This is a genomic window from Arthrobacter sp. YA7-1, assembly GCF_025960325.1.
Lineage (GTDB): Bacteria > Actinomycetota > Actinomycetes > Actinomycetales > Micrococcaceae > Arthrobacter > Arthrobacter bambusae_A.
Map to the genome: position 1 here is coordinate 2,167,756 of NZ_CP110114.1, position 21,465 is coordinate 2,189,220.

Here is a 21,465-nt window from a genome sequence, read left to right on the forward strand (position 1 = left end):
CGGCCAATGGTCCCTGACATTCATGTCCATGGATGGCGCCTAACTGAATGGGTGCAGGGATAAATGGTGGGTGCAGAGAAGTATGCCGGCCGAGGTCGGTGCCGGAAACGTGATGAGGATACGCCGCGGCATAGGGGAAAGACGGGCCCAGACATGGCAACTCAAAGCGACGGCGTAGGCTTCCGTTCCACACGGGGCCCGATACTCATAGCCCTGATGCTCTCAAGCGGCCTTGTCGCGATCGATGCAACCATCGTGGCGACCGCTGTGCCTTCGATCGTTCATGAAATCGGCGGGTTCGCCTCGTTCCCGTGGCTCTTCTCCGCGTACCTGCTCGCACAGGCCGTCTCGGTCCCGGTCTACGCGAAACTCTCCGACATTGCGGGCCGGAAGCCAATCATTCTCACTGGCATCGGACTCTTCCTGCTTGGATCCATCCTTTGCGGGCTTGCGTGGAGCATGCCCGCGCTCATCGCCTTCCGCGTGGTGCAGGGCCTGGGTGCCGGCGCCGTCCTGCCTGTGGCCATTACCATCGCCGGCGATATCTACACCCTGGCCGAGCGCGCGAAGGTGCAAGGCTACCTCGCCAGCGTGTGGGCAACCTCGTCGGTTGTCGGCCCAACCCTGGGCGGGGTGTTCTCTTCGCTTGGAGCGTGGCGCGGGATCTTCCTGGTCAACATTCCGCTGTGCCTCGTGGCTGCCTGGATGTTGGTCCAAAGATTCCACGAGAACATCGAACGGGTAAAGCACCGCGTCGACTATCTTGGAGCCGCCCTTCTCACGTTCACGTTGACCTTGACCATCCTCGGGGCCCTCGAAGGTGGCCAGGCGTGGGCCTGGGACTCTCCAATCAGCATCGCAGTGTTCGCCCTTGGTGCCGTCTTGCTTGTTGCGTTCATCCTGGTGGAGCGACGAGCAGCTGAACCCGTCCTGCCGCCGTGGGTCGTTTCGAGGCGCCTCCTCGCCACGACCGCACTGATTTCCTTCGGTGCCGGAGCGGTCGTGCTTGGCCTCACGTCGTACGTTCCCACGTTCCTTCAGGGCGCGCTTTCAGTCTCGCCCATCACGGCGGGGCTCTCCTTGGCAGCCCTGACAATCGGCTGGCCGATCAGCGCCTCGCAGTCGGGCCGCTTCTACCTGCGGATCGGCTTCAGGACCACAGCGTTGATCGGGATCTCGGTCACCGTCATCGGTTCGGCGGCCCTCGCGATCACCGCCTACACACCGAACCTCGTCTTCGTTGCGGGCAGCTGCTTTGTGGCGGGGCTCGGCCTCGGCCTCCTTGCAACCCCGAGCCTGATCGCAGCGCAGTCCAGTGTCGAATGGCACGAGCGCGGTGTGGTGACGGGCACCAACCTCTTCGCGCGGTCCATCGGCAGTTCGCTCGGTGTGGCAGTTTTCGGGGCGGTCGCCAACGCAATCTACGCCGACCGCCCGGATGGCGGAAAGAGTTCGCAGGCGATTGTGTTCGCCTCGGCAGCGGTTTTTCTCGCCGTGCTTGTGAGCGCCGCACTGACCGTCGTCGCCGTCCTCGCAATGCCCCCGACGCCCGTGGAGGCGACTGTTCCGCTGGGCAAGGAGCCGGCCCCGCGGCTCGAGAAAGTACGCCGACCAAACGGGCCGGACGACGGCCCTTAGGCTTGCGCCCCCGGCTAGTAACCCGTCGCCTCCGAGGGCGGGTTGGCTTCGCGGCCACCCTTACGGACGACGCGTACTTTCGTGGTCTGCGGCTCTGACTCTTCGGGGAGTTGGATGCGTACTTCGAGGACGCCATCCTCGTACGTTGCGATGATGCCGTCCTGGCTCACGCCGCGGGGCAGCGGGATGCTGCGGGACCGTTCGCCGTAGCGGACTTCGGTACGGTAACCCTTCTTGTCCACGTGTTCGGCATCCTCTTCGCGCCGCGCCTGGATATGCAGGGTGTCGTCGGCAACGCTAATGTCGACGTCGCTCTCGGGGTCGACTCCCGGCAGATCCACCCTGACGACGAGCGTGTCCCCCTCTTGGTATTGCTCGATGCGGAGCGACGAGTCGGATTCGCCTTGAAGGAAGCGTCGGAGCGGCTCCGGGACGTCGAGTCCACCGAGTCCGCCGCGACCGCCGCGTCCGAATAGGTTGTCCATGATGACCTCCTGGTAGGTACCGGCTGCGGGTCAAGACAGAAGTGCCGGGATGAAAAGAAAGCTACGCCAAGCAACGTCCCGTGGGTAGCCCCCTCGGGACGATTGCGCGTGTCAGCTTTGGTGAAAGTCGGGAGCCTTGGGTGCGTCGAGGATCCCGGCGATCTTCTCCTCCAACGCTGCGATGGTCGCTTCGGGCAGGACAATCAGGCCATCCAGTTCGCGCCGGGCGCGCTTGTAGGCTGTCTGGCGCTCTGCCGGCGTCGCTGCACTGTCCGAAGCGATCCTGAGCAGCTTCCTGGCGGTCGCCAGCCGCTGGCGCTCGGGCTCAGTGAAATTGCTGTCCTTGATGCGTTTGGCTTCCCGCTCCGCCACATCGAATGCGAGTTCGTAGCCGCGGACGGCCGTTCGATATTCGGCCAGCCGGGCCGCCGTCGTGATTTCTTCCGGCGTTGCCGGGCGCAGGCCGTCAGCCTCCCGTTTGGCCCGAAGAAACGCCACGGTGAGAGGCTCGGGGACATCCGACATGACCGGAAAGTCTATGATTTTGCCGACGTCAAGTTCGTAGTCAAGCCACCGCCGGTTCACTGCGTCGTGTGCCTCTTGCAGCCGCACCACCTCGGCCTGGCTGGCGTGCTCCGCTTCTGCCGCGCGGTTCTTGAGCTGATAGAGCTCCACCCGACGGCGGTGCCGCCTTTCGCTGGCCCTGGACCACGACCGCGCCCAACCGCCGGCCAATCCGCTCAGGGGGAAGACCAGCCACCAGAAGTGGCTGACAAATTCGAGGAAGGGATTCACGGCTTCATCGTCCCACCGGCCCCATTGTGTCTCAAGGGTCTCGTGACTACATGCAGGCCTAATCGATGCCGCCCTTTGTGGTCCAGCTTGCCACGCCATTGCCGACAGGGCCCCTTGGAGCGGTCCGCGAACTCACGGCTTCCCATCGACAGGCACCCTGCCCAGGAATAGCCTTAAGCCGTCCCATTGACCGACAAGGATGACGGAGAGGTATCCGAACATGGGAGCTACAGAAAACGCTGAATTGGTCCGGCGGGGATACGAGGCGTTTAACGCAGGTGATCTGGCGACACTCAGCGAGTTGTTCGCGGAAGACGCAGTCTGGCACGTAGCAGGAAGCGGCGTGCTGTCCGGGACGAAGCAAGGACGCGACGCGATCCTGGCGTATTTCGGCGAGTTGGGAGCGCGTTCCCAAGGTACGTTCCAAGCGACGGTCCAGGACATCGTCGGCGGAGAAAACCACACCATCGGGCTCCAGCAAAGCCACGCCGAAAGCGACGGAAAGACCCTGGACATTGCAACGGCCATCTCCTTCGTTCTCCGCGACGGAAAGGTTGTAGAGGGCCGGGAGTTCTTCGAGGACACAGCCAAGGCAGACGAATTCTGGACCTGAATCCCGGAGGCGGATCCCGCACCTGAAAACTCATTGACATCCCGGGCTGCGGGGTCTATTGCTTGGCATGTCCACACCCGTCAACACCAGCAGGGAGCAGATATGGAGCTGTATGGAGTCGTGCACTTCTTCCCGGGAGGCACGAAGGACCAATATGAGGCGTCAATAGCCGCCGTTCACCCAGGAGAAGGGCTCTTGCCCGAGGGCCAGACTTTCCACGCCGCAGGCCCGTCGGCCGGCGGTTGGACGATCATGGCCGTCCACGAGTCGAAAGAAAGTTGGGAGAAGTTCCGCGACGGCATTCTCATGCCCCGCATGCAGGCAGGCATCGAGGGCGGATTCGAATCACCCCCGGAAGAGACCGTCGTCGATCTCTACAAGGTGATGCCCTAGCTATTCGAAAAGGCCGCCCCCAGGTCTCGCGGGCGGCCTTCGGTTATCAGCGGGGGCAGTGGAAAGGAACAGTTTTGGCCGACATGGTGAACTACTTCGAAGTCGGTTCCCCCGATCCCGAGGGCTCGCGGGCCTTCTACGGTTCGCTCTTCGACTGGACTTTCGGTGAGTCCTCGCCTGCCAGCTACCAGATGGTGAATGGCGGCAAGGGCGGGCTGTGGGACACCTCCTCGCTCGAGGCGACGTCGTGGGCGATCTTCTACGTCCAGGTCGACGACCTTAAAGCCGCGATCGCCAAGGCCGAGTCTCTCGGTGCAAGCGTAGCTATCCCGTTCGTCGACAACGGCGCCATCGAGTTCGCGCACCTGCTGGACCCGCACGGCAACCGTTTCGGTGTGTGGCGTCCGAAACAGCCGCGTTGAAGCGACGGGACAATGCGGACACTTGCGACGCTCAATGAAAAGGACGAAGTGCATTGACACTCGATACATTGCCCGTGATCGATTTCTCCCGACTGACTGCAGGACCGGAGGAGGCAGGCCGGTTCCGTGACGAACTGCGTGAGGCGATGCACGAAGTTGGCTTCCTCTATTTGGCGGGCCACGGTATTCCGCAGGAGTTGACCGACGCCATTCTCGATGTGTCGCGCCGCTTTTTCGAGCTCCCGGAAGAGGAAAAGCTCGCCATCGAGAATGTGCACAGCCCCCAGTTCCGCGGCTACACCCGCGTTGGCGGCGAGCTCACCGACGGCGGAATCGACTGGCGCGAGCAGATCGACATCGGCGTCGAACGGGATGCTGTTGAACCGGGCCCGGGTGTCGCCGAATATTGGCGCCTGGAGGGGCCGAACCTGTGGCCGGATGCGTTGCCGGAAATGCGGGAGATTGTCTCGGAGTGGACGGAACGGCTGAGCACCATCTCGCTGGCGTTGCTGCGGGCCCTGGCAGTTTCCCTCGGGGCACCTGAGGACACCTTTGATGCGGCATTCGCCGCACGGGCTTTCCCGGTCCTCAAAATTGTGCGTTATCCGGGGGAATCGAACCCGGAACCCAAACAGGGCGTGGGGTCGCACCGCGACGGCGGAGTACTCACGCTCCTCCTGGTTGAGCCAGGGAAAGGCGGTCTCCAGGTCGAGTACCAAGGGAAGTGGATCGACGCGCCCCAAGTGCCCGGGACCTTCGTTGTCAATATCGGCGAAATGCTCGAACTGGCCACCAACGGCTACCTCAAAGCGACCCTGCACCGCGTCATTTCACCGCTCCGCGGCACGGACCGGATTTCCCTTCCCTTCTTCTACAACCCTGCACTTGACGCGACCATGCCGCAGCTTGCCGTGAGCCCGGAGTTCCAGGCAAAAGCACGTGGCTTGTCGGTTGACCCGACGAACAGTCCGATTCTGGAAACCTACGGTGACAACGCTCTCCGGTACAGGCTTCGGGCCCACCCGAACGTCGTCGCAGAGCACCACGCCGACCTGCTGTGAGGTTGACTTCACGGCGCTGGATAATGGGGCCATGGATTTCGAATTGCTCACCATCCAGGGCTGTCCGCACGGCTCGGCCGCCCGGGAGCTGTTCTCCAGGGCCGTGGAATTGGAAGGACAGGACCCGGTCCTGATTGCTGCGCGGGAGATCGTGAGCGACGAAGAGGCCGAAGCCTCCGGATTCCACGGATCCCCCACGTTCCTGGTGGACGGGAAGGATCTCTTCCCGTCCACCGCGGAACCAGCCATGACGTGTCGGGTCTACCGCACAGCCGGGGGCCTCTCGGGCCTGCCCAGCCTGGAATCGCTTCGACAAGCGATTCAGGCCAGGCTGGCTGCTTAGGATCAGCCCGGGACGTGCGCCGCTAAAACCACAGGGTGGTCCCGGCCCAGGTTTCCCAGCGCCGATGCTCCTTGCGGGGATCCGAGTTCCTCGAAGAACTCGACGTTGGCCCGGACATAGTCCGCCCACTCATCCGGAACGTCGTCCGAATAGTAGATCGCCTCGACCGGGCAGACCGGATCGCAGGCGCCGCAGTCCACGCATTCGGACGGGTGGATGTAGAGCGAGCGTTCGCCTTCGTAGATGCAGTCCACGGGGCATTCGTCGATGCAGGCTTTGTCCTTGACGTCGACGCATGGCTGCGCGATCACGTAAGTCATGACGCGCTACACACCGGTGTAAACGGTCTTGCCCCACGTGAAGAAGTCCAGTGCGGACTTGCCCTGCTCGCGGAAGGTGTTGGTGGAGGAGTCCTTCACGCCACCGAACGGGACATTCAGGTCCAGGCCGGCCGTGGGCCGGTTGACCTTGATCACGCCGGCCTGCGCCCGCGCGGCGAAGTCCGTGGACAGGGCCAGGGAATCGGTGCAGATGCCTGCAGTGAGTCCGTAGCGCGAGTCGTTGATCGCGGCCAGCCCGGCCTCGTAGTCCGGGACCTCCAGGACTGCGACGACCGGACCGAAGATTTCCTCCGTCACAGCGGCGTCGTCAAACGGAATATCGGTGAGGACAGCGGCCGGGAAGAGCAGCGCGCCGGAAGGGTCGCCGTCGTACTCTCCGTGGAGGAGGGTGGCGCCGCGTTCGACGGCGGTGCGGACCGCGGCCTGGTCCTGCTCGAACTGCTGGCTGCTCACCACCGCGCCCATTTTGGCGCCGTCGAGCCCGTCACCGGCGGTGTAGTTGGCGGCCTCGGCAACAAGGGCATCGAGGAACGCGTCGCGGACACCCGGGGTGACGTAGACGCGGGAGGTTGCCGTGCACGCCTGGCCCGTGAGTCCGAACGCGCCGGCTGCGACGACCGCGGCGGCCTTTTGCGGATCGGCGTCGTCGAGCACCAGCACGCCGTTCTTGCCGCCCATTTCAAGCTGGACGCGGGCCCGGCGGGCATTCAGGATCTCCTGGAGTCCAAGCCCCACCTTGGTGGACCCGGTGAAGGACAGCCCGGCGATGCGGGGATCGCGTGCCAAAGCGTCTCCGACCACGCGGCCCTTGCCGTGGACCACGTTGAAGACTCCGGCGGGAAGCCCGGCGTCCTTGAGGACGCGGGCGAGGTGCGTCGCCGAGAGCGGGGTAAGTTCGGCCGGCTTGATGACCACGGCGTTGCCGCTGATGAGTGCGGGGGCTGCCTTCCATGCCGGGATGGCGATGGGGAAGTTCCACGGGGTGATGAGCCCGACGACGCCGAGCGGCTCGCGCCGTGTGGTGATGGTGGTGTCCGGGTGGCCACTGGGAAGTACTTCGCCGGTGGCGGCCCAGCCGAGGGAACCGAAGAAGCGCAGCACGTCCGAGGCGCGCTTGACCTCTCCCTTGGCTTCGGCGAGGGTCTTGCCTTCCTCGCGGACGAGGTCCTCGGCGATCGCGCTTTGGCGCTCTGCCAACAGGTTGCCGGCCGTCATGAGGATGGCGCCACGGGCGGGAGCGGGAAGGGCTGCCCAAGCCGGTTGCGCGGCGGCAGCGGCTGTGATCGCCGCGTCGACGTCGCCGGCGGTGCCTCGCGGGGAGAGGGCAGCGAGTTCGTCCGGGCGGGCCGGGTTGGTTCGCCGGATGTCGGGCTCTCCGGTCCATTCGCCGTTGATCAGGTGCTGCGCTGCGGCAACATCCCTGTGGGTGGACGTTGCAGATTCGGTGGCGGTGGAAGTCATGGTAATCCTTTGGCTTGTGCGGTTGGGATGGGCGGCTGCTGGTCGGGAGGTGACCGGGCCTAGAGGCTGCGGATCAGGCCTCCGTCGCAGCGAAGCGCGACGCCCGTGATGTAGGAAGCCGGGGCACTGCAGAGGAAGGCTCCGGCAGCGCCGAACTCCTCCGGTTCGCCGTAACGCCGGGCAGGGATGGTCTTGCGCGATTCGAGCTGGATTTCCTCCGGTGTGGTGCCGCGGCGTTTGGCCGCCGCCCGGTCCAGTTCGGCGACGCGCTCGGTGGCTATGCGGCCAGGCAAGAGCATGTTGACCGTGACGGCGTCGAGGGCCACTTCCGCCGCAAGGGTCTTGAGGTAGCCCGCCAAGGCAGCGCGGCCCGTGTTGGAGACGGCGAGGTTGGGCAGGGGCGCCACGACTCCGCTGGATCCAATGGCCAGGATCCGTCCCCAGCGCCGCTCCCGCATTCCCGGCAGGATGTGAGAGACAAGGGCGTGGTGCGGTTTCACCAGCAACTCGAAGGCCGCAGCGATGTCGTCGGAGCCAAGGCTCGCGGCAGCGCCGGGCTTGGGGCCGGGGCCGTTGAGGACGAGGATGTCGATGGGACCGAGCAGCTCCACGGCGCGTTCGACGGCGGCCGTCACCCCGTCCAGGGTGCTCAGGTCCGCCTCGACGGCCACGGCGCTGTGGCCGTCGGCCTGCAGCTCCGCCGCGATTTTCTCGGCCAGTTCGCCACGTCGGCCCGTGATGGCCACCCGGACGCCCTCGGCGGCGAGGCCGCGCGCGACGGCCAGTCCCAGCCCTCCTGTGGAGGCGGCGACGAATGCGGTCTTTCCGCTGATTCCGAGATCCATTAGATCCCTCCTGCTGTGTGGGCTGCGGGGGTGAGCGAGAGATTCAATGCCTGGGCGGCTTCAGCCAGATGCGTCAGCATTCCGTTCCTGAGGACCTCCGGGAAAGGAGCCGCGGGCGGCCGGACACCGGAGTCCTTGATGAAGCCCCGCTCGCGGAAGCACTCCTTCCGGACGGCCAAGGCGATCCGGGCCTGCTGCTCGAAGTTGATGAGCGGCAGGTAGGGGAGCAGCGCGTCCCGGGCGGCGTCGTAGCCGCCCGACTGCCAGGCACGGACGCAGGCAACGAGGGCTTCCGGGTAGGAGAATCCGGTCATGGCGCCGGCTGCGCCGGCCACCAGCTCGTCCAACAGCCCTTGACCGCCCAGCCCGCCGAACACGGAGACGTCGACGGCGGACGCCAGTTGGGCGATGGCCACGCTGGTGGGTGGGGCCTCGGCTTTTACCGCGACGATGAACTTGCAGGCCTGGACCACGTAAATAAGGTCTTCCGTGCTGATGCTGACACCGCTGGCCACGGGGTAGTCCTGCAGGACAACTTTGGCCCCGGTGGATTGGTGGATGGCGTTCAGGTGCGCGATGACCACCTCCGGCCGGGCCGAATTGGCCTGCACCATGACGGCTGCGAGCCGGTCTCCCGCGACGGCCTGGGCAGCACGGATTTCTTCGACGGCGGTGCCCGTGAAGAGCGAGGTCACACCCACAACGAGCGGCAAACGGGTCTCTTCGACCACCACTTCCAGCGCCAGGCTGCGCTCCGCTGCGGTCAGGGCAGCGGCTTCGCCGAAGACACCCAGGACAGTCAGGCCCGTGGCGCCGATGGTTTCATAGTGCTCCACCAGCCGGGCCAGGCTGTCCGTGTCCAGATCGAGGGTGCTGCCGTGGAATGGCGTGGCGACGACGCCCCACACGCCGGGTGTCAGTGATTCCCGCATTGGATTGTCCTTCCGTTCCTGCTGAAGTTCGGTGTCTTGCATCTGTTCGTCCTGCATTCAGCGGCCCGGCCACACCGGCGGACGCTTTTCCTGGAAAGCCCGCACGCCTTCGGCGGAGTCTTCGCTGTCCAGTGCGGCCATGAGGGCCGGCAGCCGGAGGCCGCGGGCTTCCGTGGCGCTCAAGTGGCTGGTCCGGCTGACCATTTGCTTGACGGCCCGGACGGAACTGGGGGCGCAGGCGAGGACCTGGTCCACCCAGCGCTGCACCGCGGCGTCGAGCTCCTCCGCGGGAACCACTTCGTTGACAAGGCCCATCGACTGCATCTCGGCAGCCTCGGCCTTGCGGCCCGTGAGGAGCATGCCCATCGCTTGCGTGTAGGGGACGCGGCGCACCAGCTGGTGGATGCCGCCGTCGAGCGCCAAGCGTCCGACCCGCGGTTCGGTGAGGCCGAAGCGGGCCGTGTCCGCGGCGACCACGATATCGGCGCCGAGCACGATCTCCATGCCACCGCCCAGCGCGTAGCCGTTCACCCGGGCGATCACCGGAATGTCAAGGCTGGTGCGCAGGCTCAGTCCGCCGAAACCATTCGGATCAAGTTCCGCCCAATACTGCAAGCCGGTCTTGTCCACGGCCGAGGCGGACATGTCCGCCCCGACGCAGAACGCCCGCGTCCCGGCGCCGGTGATGACGACGGCGCGCAGGTCGGGATCGGCTTCGATCCGGGTCCAGATCTCGTTGAGCCGGGCCTGTGCAGTCCCGTCGACGGCGTTGAGCACGTGCTGGCGGTCGATGACCACCGTGGCGACGTGGTTCTCGATGGTCAGCGTGACCTGGTCAACAATCTTCTTCTCTTCCATCGACACAGTCACCGGAGGACTCCCAACGTCTGCAGGCGTTCGATGGTTTCAGCGTCGAAGCCGTTCTCCAGGAGGACTTCCACATTGTGCTCTCCGAGCCGCGGCGCCACGCGCCGGACGGAAGGCGGTGTGGCAGACAGGCGAATCGGGGCGTTGAGCATCTTCACGGTGCCCACGCCGGGATGCTCGGCTTCGACGATCATGCCGTTGGCCTCGGTCTGGGCATCGGCCAAGGCTTGCTCCAGGGTGTGGACGGGCGCGTTGAGCAGGCCTTGGCTTTCGAGCTGGTTGGTCCAGTACTCCGTGGTGTTCGCGGCGATCCGTTCCCGGAAGATCGCCTGCAGGGCCGGCTTGTGCTTGAATTGCTGCTCCAAGTTGGCGAACTCCGGCCGCTGGGTAAGGTCTTCGTCCAGGCCCAGCGCTTCGGAAATCCGGGCCAGCGGATCGGGGGTGAAACCGCCCACCATGCAGACGGCGCCGTCTGTGGTTTCAAAGACGCCGCTTAGCGGCATGGCGCCCCAGTTGACTTCGTAGCCGCGGTTGAGCTGCATGCAAGCCTCCTGCATCTGCAGGTGGAGCATGGAGTCGTACATGGTCACCTCGACCTTTTGCCCGACGCCGGAGGTCTCCCGGGTGCGCAGTGCCAGCAGGATGCCCTGCATGAGGTGCATGCCCGTGATGTAGTCGCACAGCGTGGTGGGGTAGATGGCCGGCTTCACGTCGTCCGACTCGCGCCGCCACATCACGCCCGAGTACGCCTGTGCGATCGCATCCTGGCCGCCCTTGTGGGAGTACGGTCCAACCGGGCCGAAACCCGTGCCGGAGGCCCAGATGATTCCCGGGTTCTCTGCCTTGAGTTCCTCGTAGCCGAAGCCCATCCGTTCCATCACGCCGGAACGGAAGTTGCTGACCACGACGTCGGCGTCGGCCATCACCCGGCGGAGGACGGCCTTGCCCTCGTCGGTGCGGGTGTCCACGGAAACGCTGCGCTTGTTCCGGTTGATGGACAGGAAAATGGGGTTGTCCTGGCCGTCCTTGTCCGGGAACGAGTTGCGCGAGATGTCGCCGGCGCCCGGACGTTCCACCTTGATGATGTCCGCGCCGTAGTCGCCCAGGAGCTGGGTGCACGACGGTCCCATGAATACCTGGGTGAAGTCGACGATCTTGATGCCGTCGAGCGGCAGAGGGATGCCGTTGGGTTTGGCAGCAGCGGCGACGGCCGCCGTCGTGGTTTCCTCGAACTCATCGAGGAGGGTCTCGGTGCTCATGCCCCCACCACCGCTTCGCTGTCGACGGTAGCGTTCGACGACGGGACGTCGCCCGGGTCTGCACCGTGCCGGCGCATGCCCTGCTGGATATCCAGCGCGGAGACGTCGCGGACAAGGGTGCCGTTCTGGACCGCCAGAGCGGCGGCGACGCCGACTGCCTGGCCCATGGCCATGCAGGGCGGGATCTCGCGGGACATCTTCTGCGCTTCCGGGGTGGCCGAGTAGTGGCGGCCGGCCACGAGGAGCTGGTCCACTTCCTTGGGAAGCAGGGAACGGTAGGGGTAGTAGTAATCGCGGCCGCGGGCCACGGTGTCCGCGAAGTGGCGGCGTGAGGTGACATCGTCCTTCGTCATGACGTATTCGCCCTCGAGCAGGCGGGTCTGCCGGACGCCCATCTGGGAGGCGGCGTCGAGCATGAAGCAGTTCTCGAAGCCCGGCAGGTGGGCGCGGACGTACTCCACGGCCTCGCTGATCCGGTCGCGTGCGGCAAACTCGGCGGCGGTCATGTCCGCCGGGTCCACGCCGTCGTACCCGGTCATGTGGGGAGCGTTGCACCAGACGACGCCGTCGATCGGTGTCTTGAGCCACCACAGTTCCCAGGCGCCGCCAAGGAGCCGCTTGATGGTGCGGTTGATGGCGCGGGCTTCCTTCGGGTTGGCCTGCTCGAAGGCTTCGGCGGCGGCGGTGTCGACGTTGCCGAGGCGGAAGACGAGGGTGGTGAGGTAGCTGTCCTTGATGTGGCTGGCGCCGGCACGGGAGGCGACGTCGATGTCTCCGGTTGTGTCGATCACGATGTCCGCCATGAAGGCCTGCGGGCCGGACTTGGTCTCGCAGATGACGCCCTTCATGACGCCGTTGTCCACGATCGGGCGGGAGAACCACGAGTGCAGGCGGAGGTTGACTCCGGCTTCGCGGACGAGGTCGTTGGAGACCCGCTTCCAGCCGTCGGGGTCGAAGGCTGCGGCGTAGCAGATCGGCTTGGGGTTGGTGTGGGAGTGGAAGTCGAAGGTGCCGTAGCGGCCCCACTTGTTCCAGAGTTCCTCGGAGGTCTTGCGGTCATCGGCAGGCGGAACGACGGCCAGGCCGAGCTTCTGCAGACGCTCCACGTACTCCGAAACGATGCCCGTGACCGTGATTTCCTGGCCGTTGATCATGTCGTCGAGAACCAGGACCATGCCTCCGGAGGCAAGCCCGCCGAGCGAGGAGTAGCGCTCGAGGAGGGTGACGGATGCCCCGGACCGTGCTGCAGTGACGGCGGCGGCCACGCCGGCGGGACCACCGCCGACCACGAGGACATCGGAGCGGGAGATGACGGGCGCGGTGAGATCCGCCGTCGTCGTACTGAGTTCCAGTGACGATGTGGTGGCAAAGGAGTTCATGGTGGAGGATCCTTACTTCCCGGCGGGCATGCCGCTGGCACGGTTGCCGGGGTATAGACGAGGTGCTCAGGAGGAGCCCGCAGCAATGCAATGCAGCGGACCGGGCCTGGCGAAGGGCATGACGAGTAGAGGTCCCGGGGGACCTGGACACGGAGATGGAGATGTTTGCGAACGGACGTCCAAGGGTCCGTGCGTGTATGGGATCGGGCGGCGGCTAGCGCCGGCTGATCACCACACGTGGGGGGCGTTGACCCAGATTGCTACGCATACCTCTTCGTAGCTGTTTTTGTACCAGTGAGGCGTATCCGAGGAGAAAGTGATCGAATCGCCCGCCTCAAGCGTGTAGCACTCACCGTCGAGGAAGATGTCTTTCCTTCCCGAGAGGATGATGCCGAATTCCTCGCCGCTGTGGCGGAAAGGAGTGGCGCTGGTGTCGTGGCCTGGCGGACTCACGATCCATTGGGCCTCGAGCGCACCGTTGAGGTCCGGGGTCAGGAGTTCGTAGACTGCCTCTCCCACGGACTTCTTGGTGACGCCTTTGAGGTTTCGCCGCTCCGCCTTGCGGACAACCGGCGACCTGGTTTCTTCCTGACCGAGGAAGAACTTCCCCACCGGAATGTCCAGGCCGTGAGCCAGCTGTGCCAGGGTGGTGAATGACGGATTGGCCAGCCCGCGTTCGATCTGGCTGACGATCGCCGGGCTGAGACCGGTGATTTCCGAGAGTTTGGACAGGGTCATCCCCTTGTCCTTGCGCATCGTACGGACCTTGTTGCCGACAGTCGCCAGAAGTGCGCTTGTGCCGGCGGGTGAGGATGCCGTGATGATCTCGTTGGTCATGGTCCAGCTTTCTCTCGGTGAGCTGACTCACACAACTATAGTGAAAAATTTTAGCGAATCAATGGTTTGCTGAAACTTTTCTCTCACGCCCCGCCCACCAGCCCGCTCTCGGGGCAGGACTCTCCAGCATTGGCGGCATAACGCGGGCTATTTATCTAAAAGCATTGACCTGGTGAATATCTTCAATATAGTTAAGTGAGTCGCATCACGTTGGGAAGTTTGCAACACGATCACAGACGCGGGCATTCAGCCTTCTGGCGGAAGGCCCAACCCAGCCCCACGTCCACCCTCGTGTTTCCCTGCTGATCCTGCGACACCCAAGCAAGCCATCCACGCTCCCTTTCCGGACTGGATGTCCCCGTTTGCTTCAAAGCGCTACGAAGAGGCACGCGTAGCTATCTGGGCTAACTCGCTTCCCATGAGGTGAGTCGGTTCGGCCCTGCCGAACCAAGCCAAAATGATAGTTTCGATCACCGTCCATACCCCCTGGATGTCAACGGTGATCCGTACCCTCACGCACCCGAAGGTGCGGAGGAAGGAAAGAATCATGACTGACACTGTCGTCAAGAATGGCCCGGAGAGCGCCCGGAAGTCCCGGCTCTCTCCGGAAATCCGCCGTGGGCTGCTGGGCCTCGGTCTCGGGAACACCCTTGAGTGGTACGACTGGATGGTCTTCGGACTCCTGTCGGCCTTCATCGGGCCAAAGTTCTTCCCCTCGCAGGACCCCACCGCCGCGACGCTCAACGCCTTGGCGGTCTTCGCCGTCGGCTTCGCGTTCCGTCCGCTGGGCGGCGTCCTGCTCGGTACTTTCGCCGACAGAATCGGGCGTCGAAAAGTGATGCTCTGGTCCATCATGATGATGGCCATCACCACGCTCGTCATCGCCCTCTGCCCGACGTACCAGCAGATCGGCGGCGCTGCCGGCATGATCCTCCTGGTCTGCCGCATCGTCCAGGGCATCTCCACCGGTGTTGAAGCTCCTCTTTCCACCGCACACGCCGTGGAACTGGTTCCGGTGGGTCGCGAAGGGTTCGTCGCAGGCATCATCTCCTTCTTCGTCAACTCGGGCATCTTGCTCGCCTCGCTGGTCAGCTACCTGTGCAGCCTGATGCTCAGCGGCGCTGTCATGGCCGACTGGGGATGGCGTGTTCCCTTCATCGTGGGCGCAATCTTCGGATTCATCGTGGTCTACCTTCGCCGGACCCTTCCGGAAACCATGCGTCCGGAGGAGCTTGCGGAAAACTCCTCGAAAGCCGTGTGGGGCGGAGTGCGCAAGCATTGGCTGAGCGTACTGGCCATCACGTTCGTCGTTGGAGCGGCGCAGGCCTACAACTACGCCTGGAATACGGGACTGCCCACCGCGGCCCGCAGCAGCTTCAAGGAAGACGCGACCGCCGTCTTCGCCCTTACCACCATCCTCGGAGCGGTGCTGGTTGTCGGTAGCCTGGTTGTCGGCAAGCTCGCCGACGGCAAGTCGATTTCCAAGTGGTTCCTCATCACCCGCGCCTTGTCCATTCCTTCGGTCTTCCTGATGCTGATGTACGTCCGTCCGGGCATCGGTGGATTCGCCGCGGTCCTCCTGGGCGGCTCGGTTGTCCTGGTCCTGAACATGACCCTGTACAACGTCGTCACCAGTTCCCTGATGCCCAAATCCTGCCGTGGCGCCGGAACTTCCCTCGGTTACGGAATTGGCGTGGCAATCTTCGGTGGCACGGCCTCGTACCTCCTGGTCTGGCTCCAGTCCATGAATGCAGCGTGGATCTTCCCGGTTTACGTCGCAGTACTCTCCGTGCTGAGCATCGTGTTCTACGTCTTGGCGCGTCGGAAGAGCGGCATCTTCATTGGGAGCTAGCAATCTGATCTCGTTTGACCTCAGCCAGCCGGACGTGGAGCTCTACACGGCGGCCCGTGAACTGCTTCTCACGGCTCATCACAGCGAGAACCATCGCGTCGCCGCCGCCATGCGGGGTGCCTCAGGGGCGATCTACCTCGGCCTTCACCTTGGCTCCAAACGAATCAATGTGTGTGCCGAATCCAGCGCCCTCGCCAACGCCAGGATGGCGCAGGAAACCTCCATCGAGTCATCCGTTGCGGTCAGCATGGACGACCACGGTGAGCCCCAGGTCACCAATCCTTGTGGGGTGTGCCGGGAACTGCTTCGGAACTACGGGCCCGAGGCAACTGTCCTAGTCGATGCCGGGGGAGAGGTGGGGACCGTCAGCCTCGAAGAACTCCTGCCGTATCCCTGGATGCGCGCCACCGAAACCGAGTGGACCACCCGGCCACCAGGTGCCGGGAAGCCTTACTAAATGCGATGGAAAAGGCCGGGACATGAGTCCCGGCCTTTTCTGCCGTCCTGAGCTATTGGCCGGCTTCTATTGTTACTCGACCGGGTTCAGCCATCGAGCGGACGCCAGCGCTTTGTGGCCGCGCCTGCGAACGATAAAGGTCCGGCCGAGCCAATGCCGGCCGCGTGGCGGCACCGCTTCGGACAAAGCCGGCGGGGAGGTTTCCGGTGCTGCTACGGACGTCGCCGGCTGGGCCGGGCACAGGTCTGTGATCAGTCCCATTCCGGCACATGCCCGCACCTCGCGGATTCCCGCCACCGCAGCTCGTTTGGTCTCAAAATCCTTCGAGACGGCCATGACGGTCCCGTCCGCTGCCTTCAACCGGAACCGGTACCGTTCCCGGGCATCGACAAACAGTTCAAACTTTCCTGCCATTTGCTGACCTCCCCCAATAGAGACACGTGGTCCTTATTGGACGGTACCCGGCAGGCACTGAAAATGCAAAGCACCCTTAGTGTTTTTGGGGGTGAGATGCCGTAGAGATGCCGGATCCTCGGCACGTGGTTGCCGGATGAAGTGCCGACGTGTAGCTTTGGCGATGCAAAGTAACCTTAGTAATACCCGCCACCGCCGGGTCCGCGGTTCAGCAGGAGGTACAGCAGTGGGTATCGGATCATCCATCTTCCTTATCGCGATAGGCGCCATTCTGGCCTTCGCCATCCCCGGAGATGTCGTGTCATTCATCGACCTTCATATGGTCGGCTACATCCTCATGGTGGTCGGCGTTATCGGCTTGATCGTTTCCCTCTTCGTGTTCGGCCCGCGCCGGACCCGCCGAATCAGCGAAAGCCGCGCCACCGTCGACCCCGTCACGGGGGACCGCATCGTGACCCGGGACACCCGCGACGGCGGTATCTAGCAACAGCAGGAAACGAAAGGGAGGGTCGGCACGCCGCCCCTCCCTTTTTCGATGCATCCGCATGTCTTTAGTACGCGCCGTTGCCGACGGCTCGATCCGGCAAGCCGGCTGGCTTCAGCCCGGGCGCCGGCTCCTAACCGCCATTGCCCTTGCCCTTGTGGCGTCCCGGCGCCGGGGCCACGGGAACCGGCGCAACCGGCATCGATGTCTCAACGCTCGGTGATGGCGTTGGCGTCGGCGTCGGGGTTGAGGCACTGGGTGTGGGCGTTGGTGTTGCCGAGACGGAGGGGGCAGGGGCCGCGGGAGCGGGCGGCTGGATGGCGCTGACGCCAATGACCACCAGGGCAGCGGTAAGCAGGACGGCCCCGACAGCCCATGCCGCGCCACGCGGGCGCCTCGGCGCCTTTCCCCGCCATGGGCGGCTGCTACGTACGGTCGGCCCGACGACGGTGCTGCCGCCCGCGCTTTCGCTTGCCGTTGCCACCGGCTGAACGCGCGTCTGCGTGGTTGCCTTGGCTGTGCGGGGCGGACGGTCGGGCATACGGGGAAGGGTCTGAGTGGCTCCGTTGCCGCGAACGGGCATCGCCGCAGGGACGCCGGTACTGAAGCCGTTCCGCAGGGCTTGCTCAACGTCTCGCGCGGCAGGTCGCGCGGAGGGTTCGGTCGATGTCATGGCGGTCAGGAGGTCAACCCACTGCGTTCCGAAGGTATCGGGCACGCGTGGCGGGCGGTGGAGCCTCGCAACGGCCGACTCCACGCTGGTTCCCGGGTATTCGAGCTTTCCGGTCAGGCATTCGAGGAGGACAAGTCCCAGGGAATAGATGTCGCTGGCCGGTCCGAGGGCAGAGCCAGTGGCCTGTTCCGGGCTCAGGTAGGCAGCGGTTCCCACCATGGTGCCTGTTGCGGTCAAGCGCGTGCCCTCGATGATGCGGGCGATTCCGAAGTCGGTGAGCTTGGGCCGGATCGGGGATCCCACGGGGGCATCAGGCAGGAGGACATTCGCAGGTTTGATGTCGCGGTGGATGATCCCGCGCCCATGGACGTATTCCAGGGCCGACGCCAGATCCGCCCCGATGTGGGCTACGTCCTGGGTCGTCAGCGGCCGGTCCCGGAGCCTGGCATACAGGTCCGGACCGTGAATCAGTTCCATCGTGAGGAATGTCCTGGCATGCTCCGGATCCCGATGGTCGGTACCGGCGTCGAAGAGAGTGACGAGTGACGGATGGTTGAAGGTCGCCAGGAGCCGCATCTCGTTCTCATGCCGGGCAAGCTCGTCCGGCCCGCCCAGCAGGGGAGCAAAGAGTTTCAGGGCCACCTCGCGGCCCAGCCTCTCATCCCGCGCCCGGTACACCGAGGCCGTCGCGCCTCGGCCGATCAGGGTTCCCAGCCTGTACCGAGCTGCTACCAGCGCATCGCTGTCTCCAGTGATTGGGCCATCAGGCACGCTCACACCTCGCTTTTCTTCGAACCGACGGAGCCCGTACAGTCTAGGCCCCGTTTGCCTGGCCGCGGACATTCGTTCCCGCTGGGGTAATCGTCCCGCACGGACCCAAGGGTACGGTCCGGCCGCAAGTGCCGCGGTGAGGTGAACGGTGGGTGAACAAATGCGCGATCGTTCCCCCTCAGGGCTGATATCCAGCGGCTTCTGTGCCTAGCGTGGCTGTGGGAGTTCCGATACCGGAACGCGCGGTGAGGCAACCGCAACCCAGTCCGTGAAATATCCAATGAGCAATCAAGAAGAGAATTCCGGAGGTCTCCAATGCCTATCCTGACCAGCCTTGCAGCCAGCAAAGCCGTGATCACCCTGATCACAGCGGGCGCCATCGCAGCAGGGGGCGGCGCTGCCGCCTTTACCAGCATCGCCACCACCGAAGCGCCTGCGCCAACGTCCACCGCATCGGCCAGCCCGTCGCCGTCGTCCCCTCGGGTCTCCTCACCGGCGACCCCGACGACGGCGGTACCCTCGACGACGGCGGTTCTCCCTGCGACCGCTCCTGGGGCGGAGTCCCCGGAGCCGTCGTCGTCGGCTCCAGCCGCGGCGGAACCGGCTGAGGATGCGCCGGGCACTCCGGCCCCAGCTCCCGGTTCATCAACGCCGCCCCCTACCCATTCGTCACCGTCCTCCCATACCCCGGCGGTCGAGCCGGCTGATCGTGACCACGACGGAATGAAGGAAGCCAAGGACAAGGACGCCGGACACGGCGAGACGGACCACGGGTCCAAGGGCGAGGACCAGCACAAGACGGACCCCGCCCACACCGAGGGCACCCCGGACGCAGGGGAGCGCTAAGCGGTTCTCAGCCCCAAGGCTGGCTGCGGCGCGTGTATCCCGTAGCGGGAGGTGCTCATCTGCCCTCCCACTGCGGGGTTGCCCGAAGCGGGAGAAGATGGTCTCGGCTAGGGGCGGAACAGGAATCCGACGAAGATGCGGTTTGCACAATCCATTCAGGCTGCAGACACTGAGGCTAGGGCCGGGGTAGCTTGTCCCCATGGCTACCGAAGCAACCACCCTCACCGTTGACGGGCCGAACGGTCCTCGCGAAATACGGATCTCCAGTCCAAGCCGCGTCCTCTGGCCGGAGCTCGGCCTGACCAAGCTGGATCTCGCGCGCTATATCGTTGAGGTCGGGGACGCATTCATCTCTGCGAACGGCGATCGGCCGATCTCGCTGCAGCGCTTTTCGGACAACATCGACGGCGACCAGTTCTTCTCCAAAAATCCGCCGAAAGGAACACCGGACTTCATCCGGTCCGTGAAGGTTGTCTATCCGAGTGCGCGCTCGCATCCCCAACTGGTGCTCGATGAGCCAGCAGCAGCCGTGTGGGCCGTCCAGATGAACACAGTGGTCTTTCACCCTTGGCCCTCGCGGGTCGAAAACACGGACAACCCTGACCAGCTGCGGATCGACCTGGACCCGCAGCCGGGAACGGATTTCGACGACGCGATTCCCGCGGCCCTTGCGTTGAAAGACGTACTCGCGGAGGCCGGGTTGACCACTTTCATCAAGACCTCCGGAAACCGCGGACTCCACGTCTATGCCCCGATTGAGCCTTCGCATGAGTTCCTGGACGTACGGCATGCCGTGATTGCAGCCGCCCGGGAGCTCGAGCGCCGAATGCCGGACAAGGTGACCACCGCCTGGTGGAAGGAAGAACGCGGTGAACGGGTCTTCGTCGATTTCAACCAAGCCAACCGTGACCGGACCATAACCGGCGCGTACAGCCCGAGGGCGCTCGCCCATGCCCCGGTCTCTTGTCCCATCACGTGGAACGAACTTGAATCAGCGGACCCGAAAAACTTCACCATCCTGAGCGTGCCTGGCAGGTTGAAAACCCTCGGCGATCCGTGGAGTGCGATGAATTCCGAAGCGGGGAAGATCGACGTGCTGCTTCAATGGTGGGAACGCGACGTCGCCGCGGGGCTTGGGGAGATGCCGTTCCCGCCTGACTATCCAAAGATGCCGGGCGAGCCGACGCGTGTGCAGCCGAGCCGAGCGCGCAAGCCTGTCTGACGGGCGCGGATAGTGGCCTCGGCGGGCGATGAGTGGGAGAATGGGGGCTGGACCAAAACGGCCGGCGGCGCATCTTGCCTGCTGAGACCCAGGTAAGTCCCCCAGTGCGCCGTCGGTCCTTCGCTGTCAACCTCTTAAGCCGCGCCGGTCCATCTGGGCGCGGCCGACGCCCGACCTAGTTCCTTGGCATGCGTGCGGAATCCGTTGGCGGCCTTGCGCGGTTCATCACATCCCTGGGAAGCCGCATTGTGCGGGATCGCGCCCGGAAGAACGGTCGCGGCCGGCTGGCGCACGCCCGTTGCCGGGCAGAGGTCGGTGACCAGCCCCATGCCCGCGCACTCCCGCGCCGCGGCGATTCCGGCGACAACCGCTGTTTTGTCCTTGAATGGCGTCGAAACAGCGATGACCGTTCCGTCAGGTGATTTGAGGCGGAACCTGAAAAGCGATTCCCCGTCAACGAACACTTCGAATATGCCGGCCACTGCTACCTCCCGGTCTGCGGATCCTGCTCGGTAGCGACTTCACTACCGGCGAGGACGGAGCATCACTGCAGTCCTCGTCCGCTGCTCTGGTTGAACAACCACCGTGAATCGTTTTTCACGTGATATTCAGTCTGTGCTGACTGCGTCGACGCTAACAAGACCGCGTGGGTAAACCCTGTGTAAAACGTGTGCAACTCCGGGACGAGTCAGCTGCCGCTGGCCCGGTTCATCAGGTGTTCGAGCAGGGCCAGCTCGGGGTATCCGGGGTGTCGGGCAATGCTGGACCGTAGTTTCGCCCGGAGATGCTCGCCACTCGGTTCGGTTCCGCCGAGGACTTCGTCGATGATTTCCTGTGCTTGCCCACGCAGGGCAGCCAGGGTGTCACCCTTGTCACCCGGAACCAGCACGGGCTCCGGCTCGACGAGCGGGTCTTGAGACTCCAAAGGTTCCGACACTGCCAGCTCCTGATTTTTCATCCCGGCAACTCCCAGCTAGGTCCGGAATTCGCCCCCACCACTAGATAGTAATGAGGGCGCCCGGCTTGTTCACCGCTTATTGCTCAGAACGACGAATATGGCATCGAAACGACGGTT

Annotated in this window: 25 protein-coding genes; 11 read left to right on the plus strand and 14 right to left on the minus strand. The window is 64.5% G+C overall.

From position 1 onward, the window contains the following. The first annotated feature begins 153 nt into the window (after window positions 1–153). Window positions 154–1,638, plus strand: coding sequence for an MFS transporter (locus tag OIT41_RS10180; RefSeq protein ID WP_264636392.1), 1,485 nt, complete (start codon window positions 154–156; stop codon window positions 1,636–1,638). Between the two features lie 14 nt (window positions 1,639–1,652). Here OIT41_RS10180 and OIT41_RS10185 read toward each other — a convergent pair whose 3' ends face one another. Together OIT41_RS10185 and OIT41_RS10190 are read right to left on the minus strand one after the other, a co-directional pair. Then, window positions 1,653–2,123 carry an Hsp20/alpha crystallin family protein gene (locus OIT41_RS10185; protein ID WP_264636393.1) on the minus strand — a complete coding sequence of 157 codons (471 nt, stop codon included), beginning with the start codon at window positions 2,121–2,123 and terminating at the stop codon, window positions 1,653–1,655. A 111-nt stretch (window positions 2,124–2,234) separates the two neighbouring features. Continuing rightward, window positions 2,235–2,918, minus strand: coding sequence for a hypothetical protein (locus OIT41_RS10190; protein WP_264636394.1), 684 nt, complete (start codon window positions 2,916–2,918; stop codon window positions 2,235–2,237). A 220-nt stretch (window positions 2,919–3,138) separates the two neighbouring features. Here OIT41_RS10190 and OIT41_RS10195 point away from each other — a divergent pair, with 220 nt between their 5' ends. The 5 genes from OIT41_RS10195 (at window position 3,139) to OIT41_RS10215 (ending at window position 5,750) form a co-directional block, all read left to right on the plus strand. Continuing rightward, window positions 3,139–3,531: a nuclear transport factor 2 family protein gene (locus OIT41_RS10195; protein WP_236810609.1), complete on the plus strand. Its 393-nt coding sequence runs from the start codon at window positions 3,139–3,141 to the stop codon at window positions 3,529–3,531. Window positions 3,532–3,633: 102 nt separating this feature from the next. Next, window positions 3,634–3,924, plus strand: a complete 291-nt coding sequence (locus tag OIT41_RS10200) for a hypothetical protein (RefSeq protein ID WP_236810610.1) — start codon at window positions 3,634–3,636, stop codon at window positions 3,922–3,924. A gap of 83 nt (window positions 3,925–4,007) precedes the next feature. Beyond that, entirely contained in the window at window positions 4,008–4,346 is a 339-nt protein-coding gene (locus tag OIT41_RS10205; RefSeq protein ID WP_264636395.1) for a VOC family protein, read from the plus strand. Between the two features lie 53 nt (window positions 4,347–4,399). Continuing rightward, window positions 4,400–5,407 (plus strand): isopenicillin N synthase family dioxygenase, encoded by a 1,008-nt coding sequence (locus OIT41_RS10210; protein WP_264636396.1) that lies wholly within the window; start codon window positions 4,400–4,402, stop codon window positions 5,405–5,407. Between the two features lie 31 nt (window positions 5,408–5,438). Next, the gene (locus OIT41_RS10215; RefSeq protein ID WP_241708544.1) at window positions 5,439–5,750 is read left to right on the plus strand and encodes a hypothetical protein; all 312 of its coding nucleotides are present in this window, start codon (window positions 5,439–5,441) and stop codon (window positions 5,748–5,750) included. A gap of 2 nt (window positions 5,751–5,752) precedes the next feature. Here the strand turns inward: OIT41_RS10215 and fdxA are convergent, their stop codons facing one another. From fdxA to OIT41_RS10255, 8 genes are all read right to left on the minus strand, one after another. Continuing rightward, window positions 5,753–6,070: a ferredoxin gene (fdxA, locus tag OIT41_RS10220; RefSeq protein WP_264636397.1), complete on the minus strand. Its 318-nt coding sequence runs from the start codon at window positions 6,068–6,070 to the stop codon at window positions 5,753–5,755. Between the two features lie 6 nt (window positions 6,071–6,076). After that, window positions 6,077–7,552 (minus strand): aldehyde dehydrogenase family protein, encoded by a 1,476-nt coding sequence (locus OIT41_RS10225; RefSeq protein WP_264636398.1) that lies wholly within the window; start codon window positions 7,550–7,552, stop codon window positions 6,077–6,079. Between the two features lie 59 nt (window positions 7,553–7,611). Then, window positions 7,612–8,397 carry an SDR family oxidoreductase gene (locus tag OIT41_RS10230; RefSeq protein ID WP_264636399.1) on the minus strand — a complete coding sequence of 262 codons (786 nt, stop codon included), beginning with the start codon at window positions 8,395–8,397 and terminating at the stop codon, window positions 7,612–7,614. Next, the gene (locus OIT41_RS10235) at window positions 8,397–9,329 is read right to left on the minus strand and encodes a dihydrodipicolinate synthase family protein (RefSeq protein WP_264636400.1); all 933 of its coding nucleotides are present in this window, start codon (window positions 9,327–9,329) and stop codon (window positions 8,397–8,399) included. Before OIT41_RS10235 ends, OIT41_RS10230 begins: the two co-directional genes overlap by 1 nt. Window positions 9,330–9,386: 57 nt before the next feature. Beyond that, window positions 9,387–10,187: an enoyl-CoA hydratase-related protein gene (locus OIT41_RS10240; RefSeq protein ID WP_171983515.1), complete on the minus strand. Its 801-nt coding sequence runs from the start codon at window positions 10,185–10,187 to the stop codon at window positions 9,387–9,389. A gap of 8 nt (window positions 10,188–10,195) precedes the next feature. Next, complete coding sequence (locus tag OIT41_RS10245) at window positions 10,196–11,455, minus strand: CaiB/BaiF CoA transferase family protein (RefSeq protein ID WP_264636402.1); 1,260 nt, start codon at window positions 11,453–11,455, stop codon at window positions 10,196–10,198. Beyond that, window positions 11,452–12,834 carry an FAD-dependent oxidoreductase gene (locus tag OIT41_RS10250; protein WP_264636403.1) on the minus strand — a complete coding sequence of 461 codons (1,383 nt, stop codon included), beginning with the start codon at window positions 12,832–12,834 and terminating at the stop codon, window positions 11,452–11,454. Before OIT41_RS10250 ends, OIT41_RS10245 begins: the two co-directional genes overlap by 4 nt. Before the next feature lie 228 nt (window positions 12,835–13,062). Continuing rightward, window positions 13,063–13,671, minus strand: coding sequence for a helix-turn-helix domain-containing protein (locus tag OIT41_RS10255; protein ID WP_078107968.1), 609 nt, complete (start codon window positions 13,669–13,671; stop codon window positions 13,063–13,065). 547 nt (window positions 13,672–14,218) lie between these two features. On the opposite strand from OIT41_RS10255, the gene OIT41_RS10260 reads away from it, so the two are divergent. Together OIT41_RS10260 and OIT41_RS10265 are read left to right on the plus strand one after the other, a co-directional pair. After that, window positions 14,219–15,523 (plus strand): MFS transporter, encoded by a 1,305-nt coding sequence (locus OIT41_RS10260; RefSeq protein ID WP_078107969.1) that lies wholly within the window; start codon window positions 14,219–14,221, stop codon window positions 15,521–15,523. Then, window positions 15,513–15,980, plus strand: a complete 468-nt coding sequence (locus OIT41_RS10265) for a hypothetical protein (RefSeq protein WP_264636404.1) — start codon at window positions 15,513–15,515, stop codon at window positions 15,978–15,980. Before OIT41_RS10260 ends, OIT41_RS10265 begins: the two co-directional genes overlap by 11 nt. A gap of 72 nt (window positions 15,981–16,052) precedes the next feature. Here OIT41_RS10265 and OIT41_RS10270 read toward each other — a convergent pair whose 3' ends face one another. After that, window positions 16,053–16,394 (minus strand): YegP family protein, encoded by a 342-nt coding sequence (locus OIT41_RS10270; RefSeq protein ID WP_264636405.1) that lies wholly within the window; start codon window positions 16,392–16,394, stop codon window positions 16,053–16,055. Between the two features lie 226 nt (window positions 16,395–16,620). Here OIT41_RS10270 and OIT41_RS10275 point away from each other — a divergent pair, with 226 nt between their 5' ends. After that, a complete protein-coding gene (locus OIT41_RS10275) occupies window positions 16,621–16,878 on the plus strand; it encodes a DUF6458 family protein (protein WP_078107972.1) in 258 nt (85 codons plus the stop codon). A 133-nt stretch (window positions 16,879–17,011) separates the two neighbouring features. Here the strand turns inward: OIT41_RS10275 and OIT41_RS10280 are convergent, their stop codons facing one another. After that, window positions 17,012–18,322, minus strand: coding sequence for a serine/threonine-protein kinase (locus OIT41_RS10280; protein WP_264636406.1), 1,311 nt, complete (start codon window positions 18,320–18,322; stop codon window positions 17,012–17,014). Between the two features lie 315 nt (window positions 18,323–18,637). Between OIT41_RS10280 and OIT41_RS10285 the strand changes: the two genes are divergently transcribed. Then, window positions 18,638–19,168 carry a hypothetical protein gene (locus OIT41_RS10285; protein WP_264636407.1) on the plus strand — a complete coding sequence of 177 codons (531 nt, stop codon included), beginning with the start codon at window positions 18,638–18,640 and terminating at the stop codon, window positions 19,166–19,168. A 199-nt stretch (window positions 19,169–19,367) separates the two neighbouring features. Then, a complete protein-coding gene (ligD, locus tag OIT41_RS10290) occupies window positions 19,368–20,390 on the plus strand; it encodes a non-homologous end-joining DNA ligase (RefSeq protein WP_264636408.1) in 1,023 nt (340 codons plus the stop codon). A gap of 134 nt (window positions 20,391–20,524) precedes the next feature. Here the strand turns inward: ligD and OIT41_RS10295 are convergent, their stop codons facing one another. Continuing rightward, window positions 20,525–20,872, minus strand: coding sequence for a YegP family protein (locus OIT41_RS10295; protein ID WP_264636409.1), 348 nt, complete (start codon window positions 20,870–20,872; stop codon window positions 20,525–20,527). Between the two features lie 206 nt (window positions 20,873–21,078). After that, on the minus strand, window positions 21,079–21,348 hold the full coding sequence (locus OIT41_RS10300) for a hypothetical protein (protein WP_241708522.1): 270 nt from the start codon (window positions 21,346–21,348) through the stop codon (window positions 21,079–21,081). Window positions 21,349–21,465: the final 117 nt, after the last annotated feature.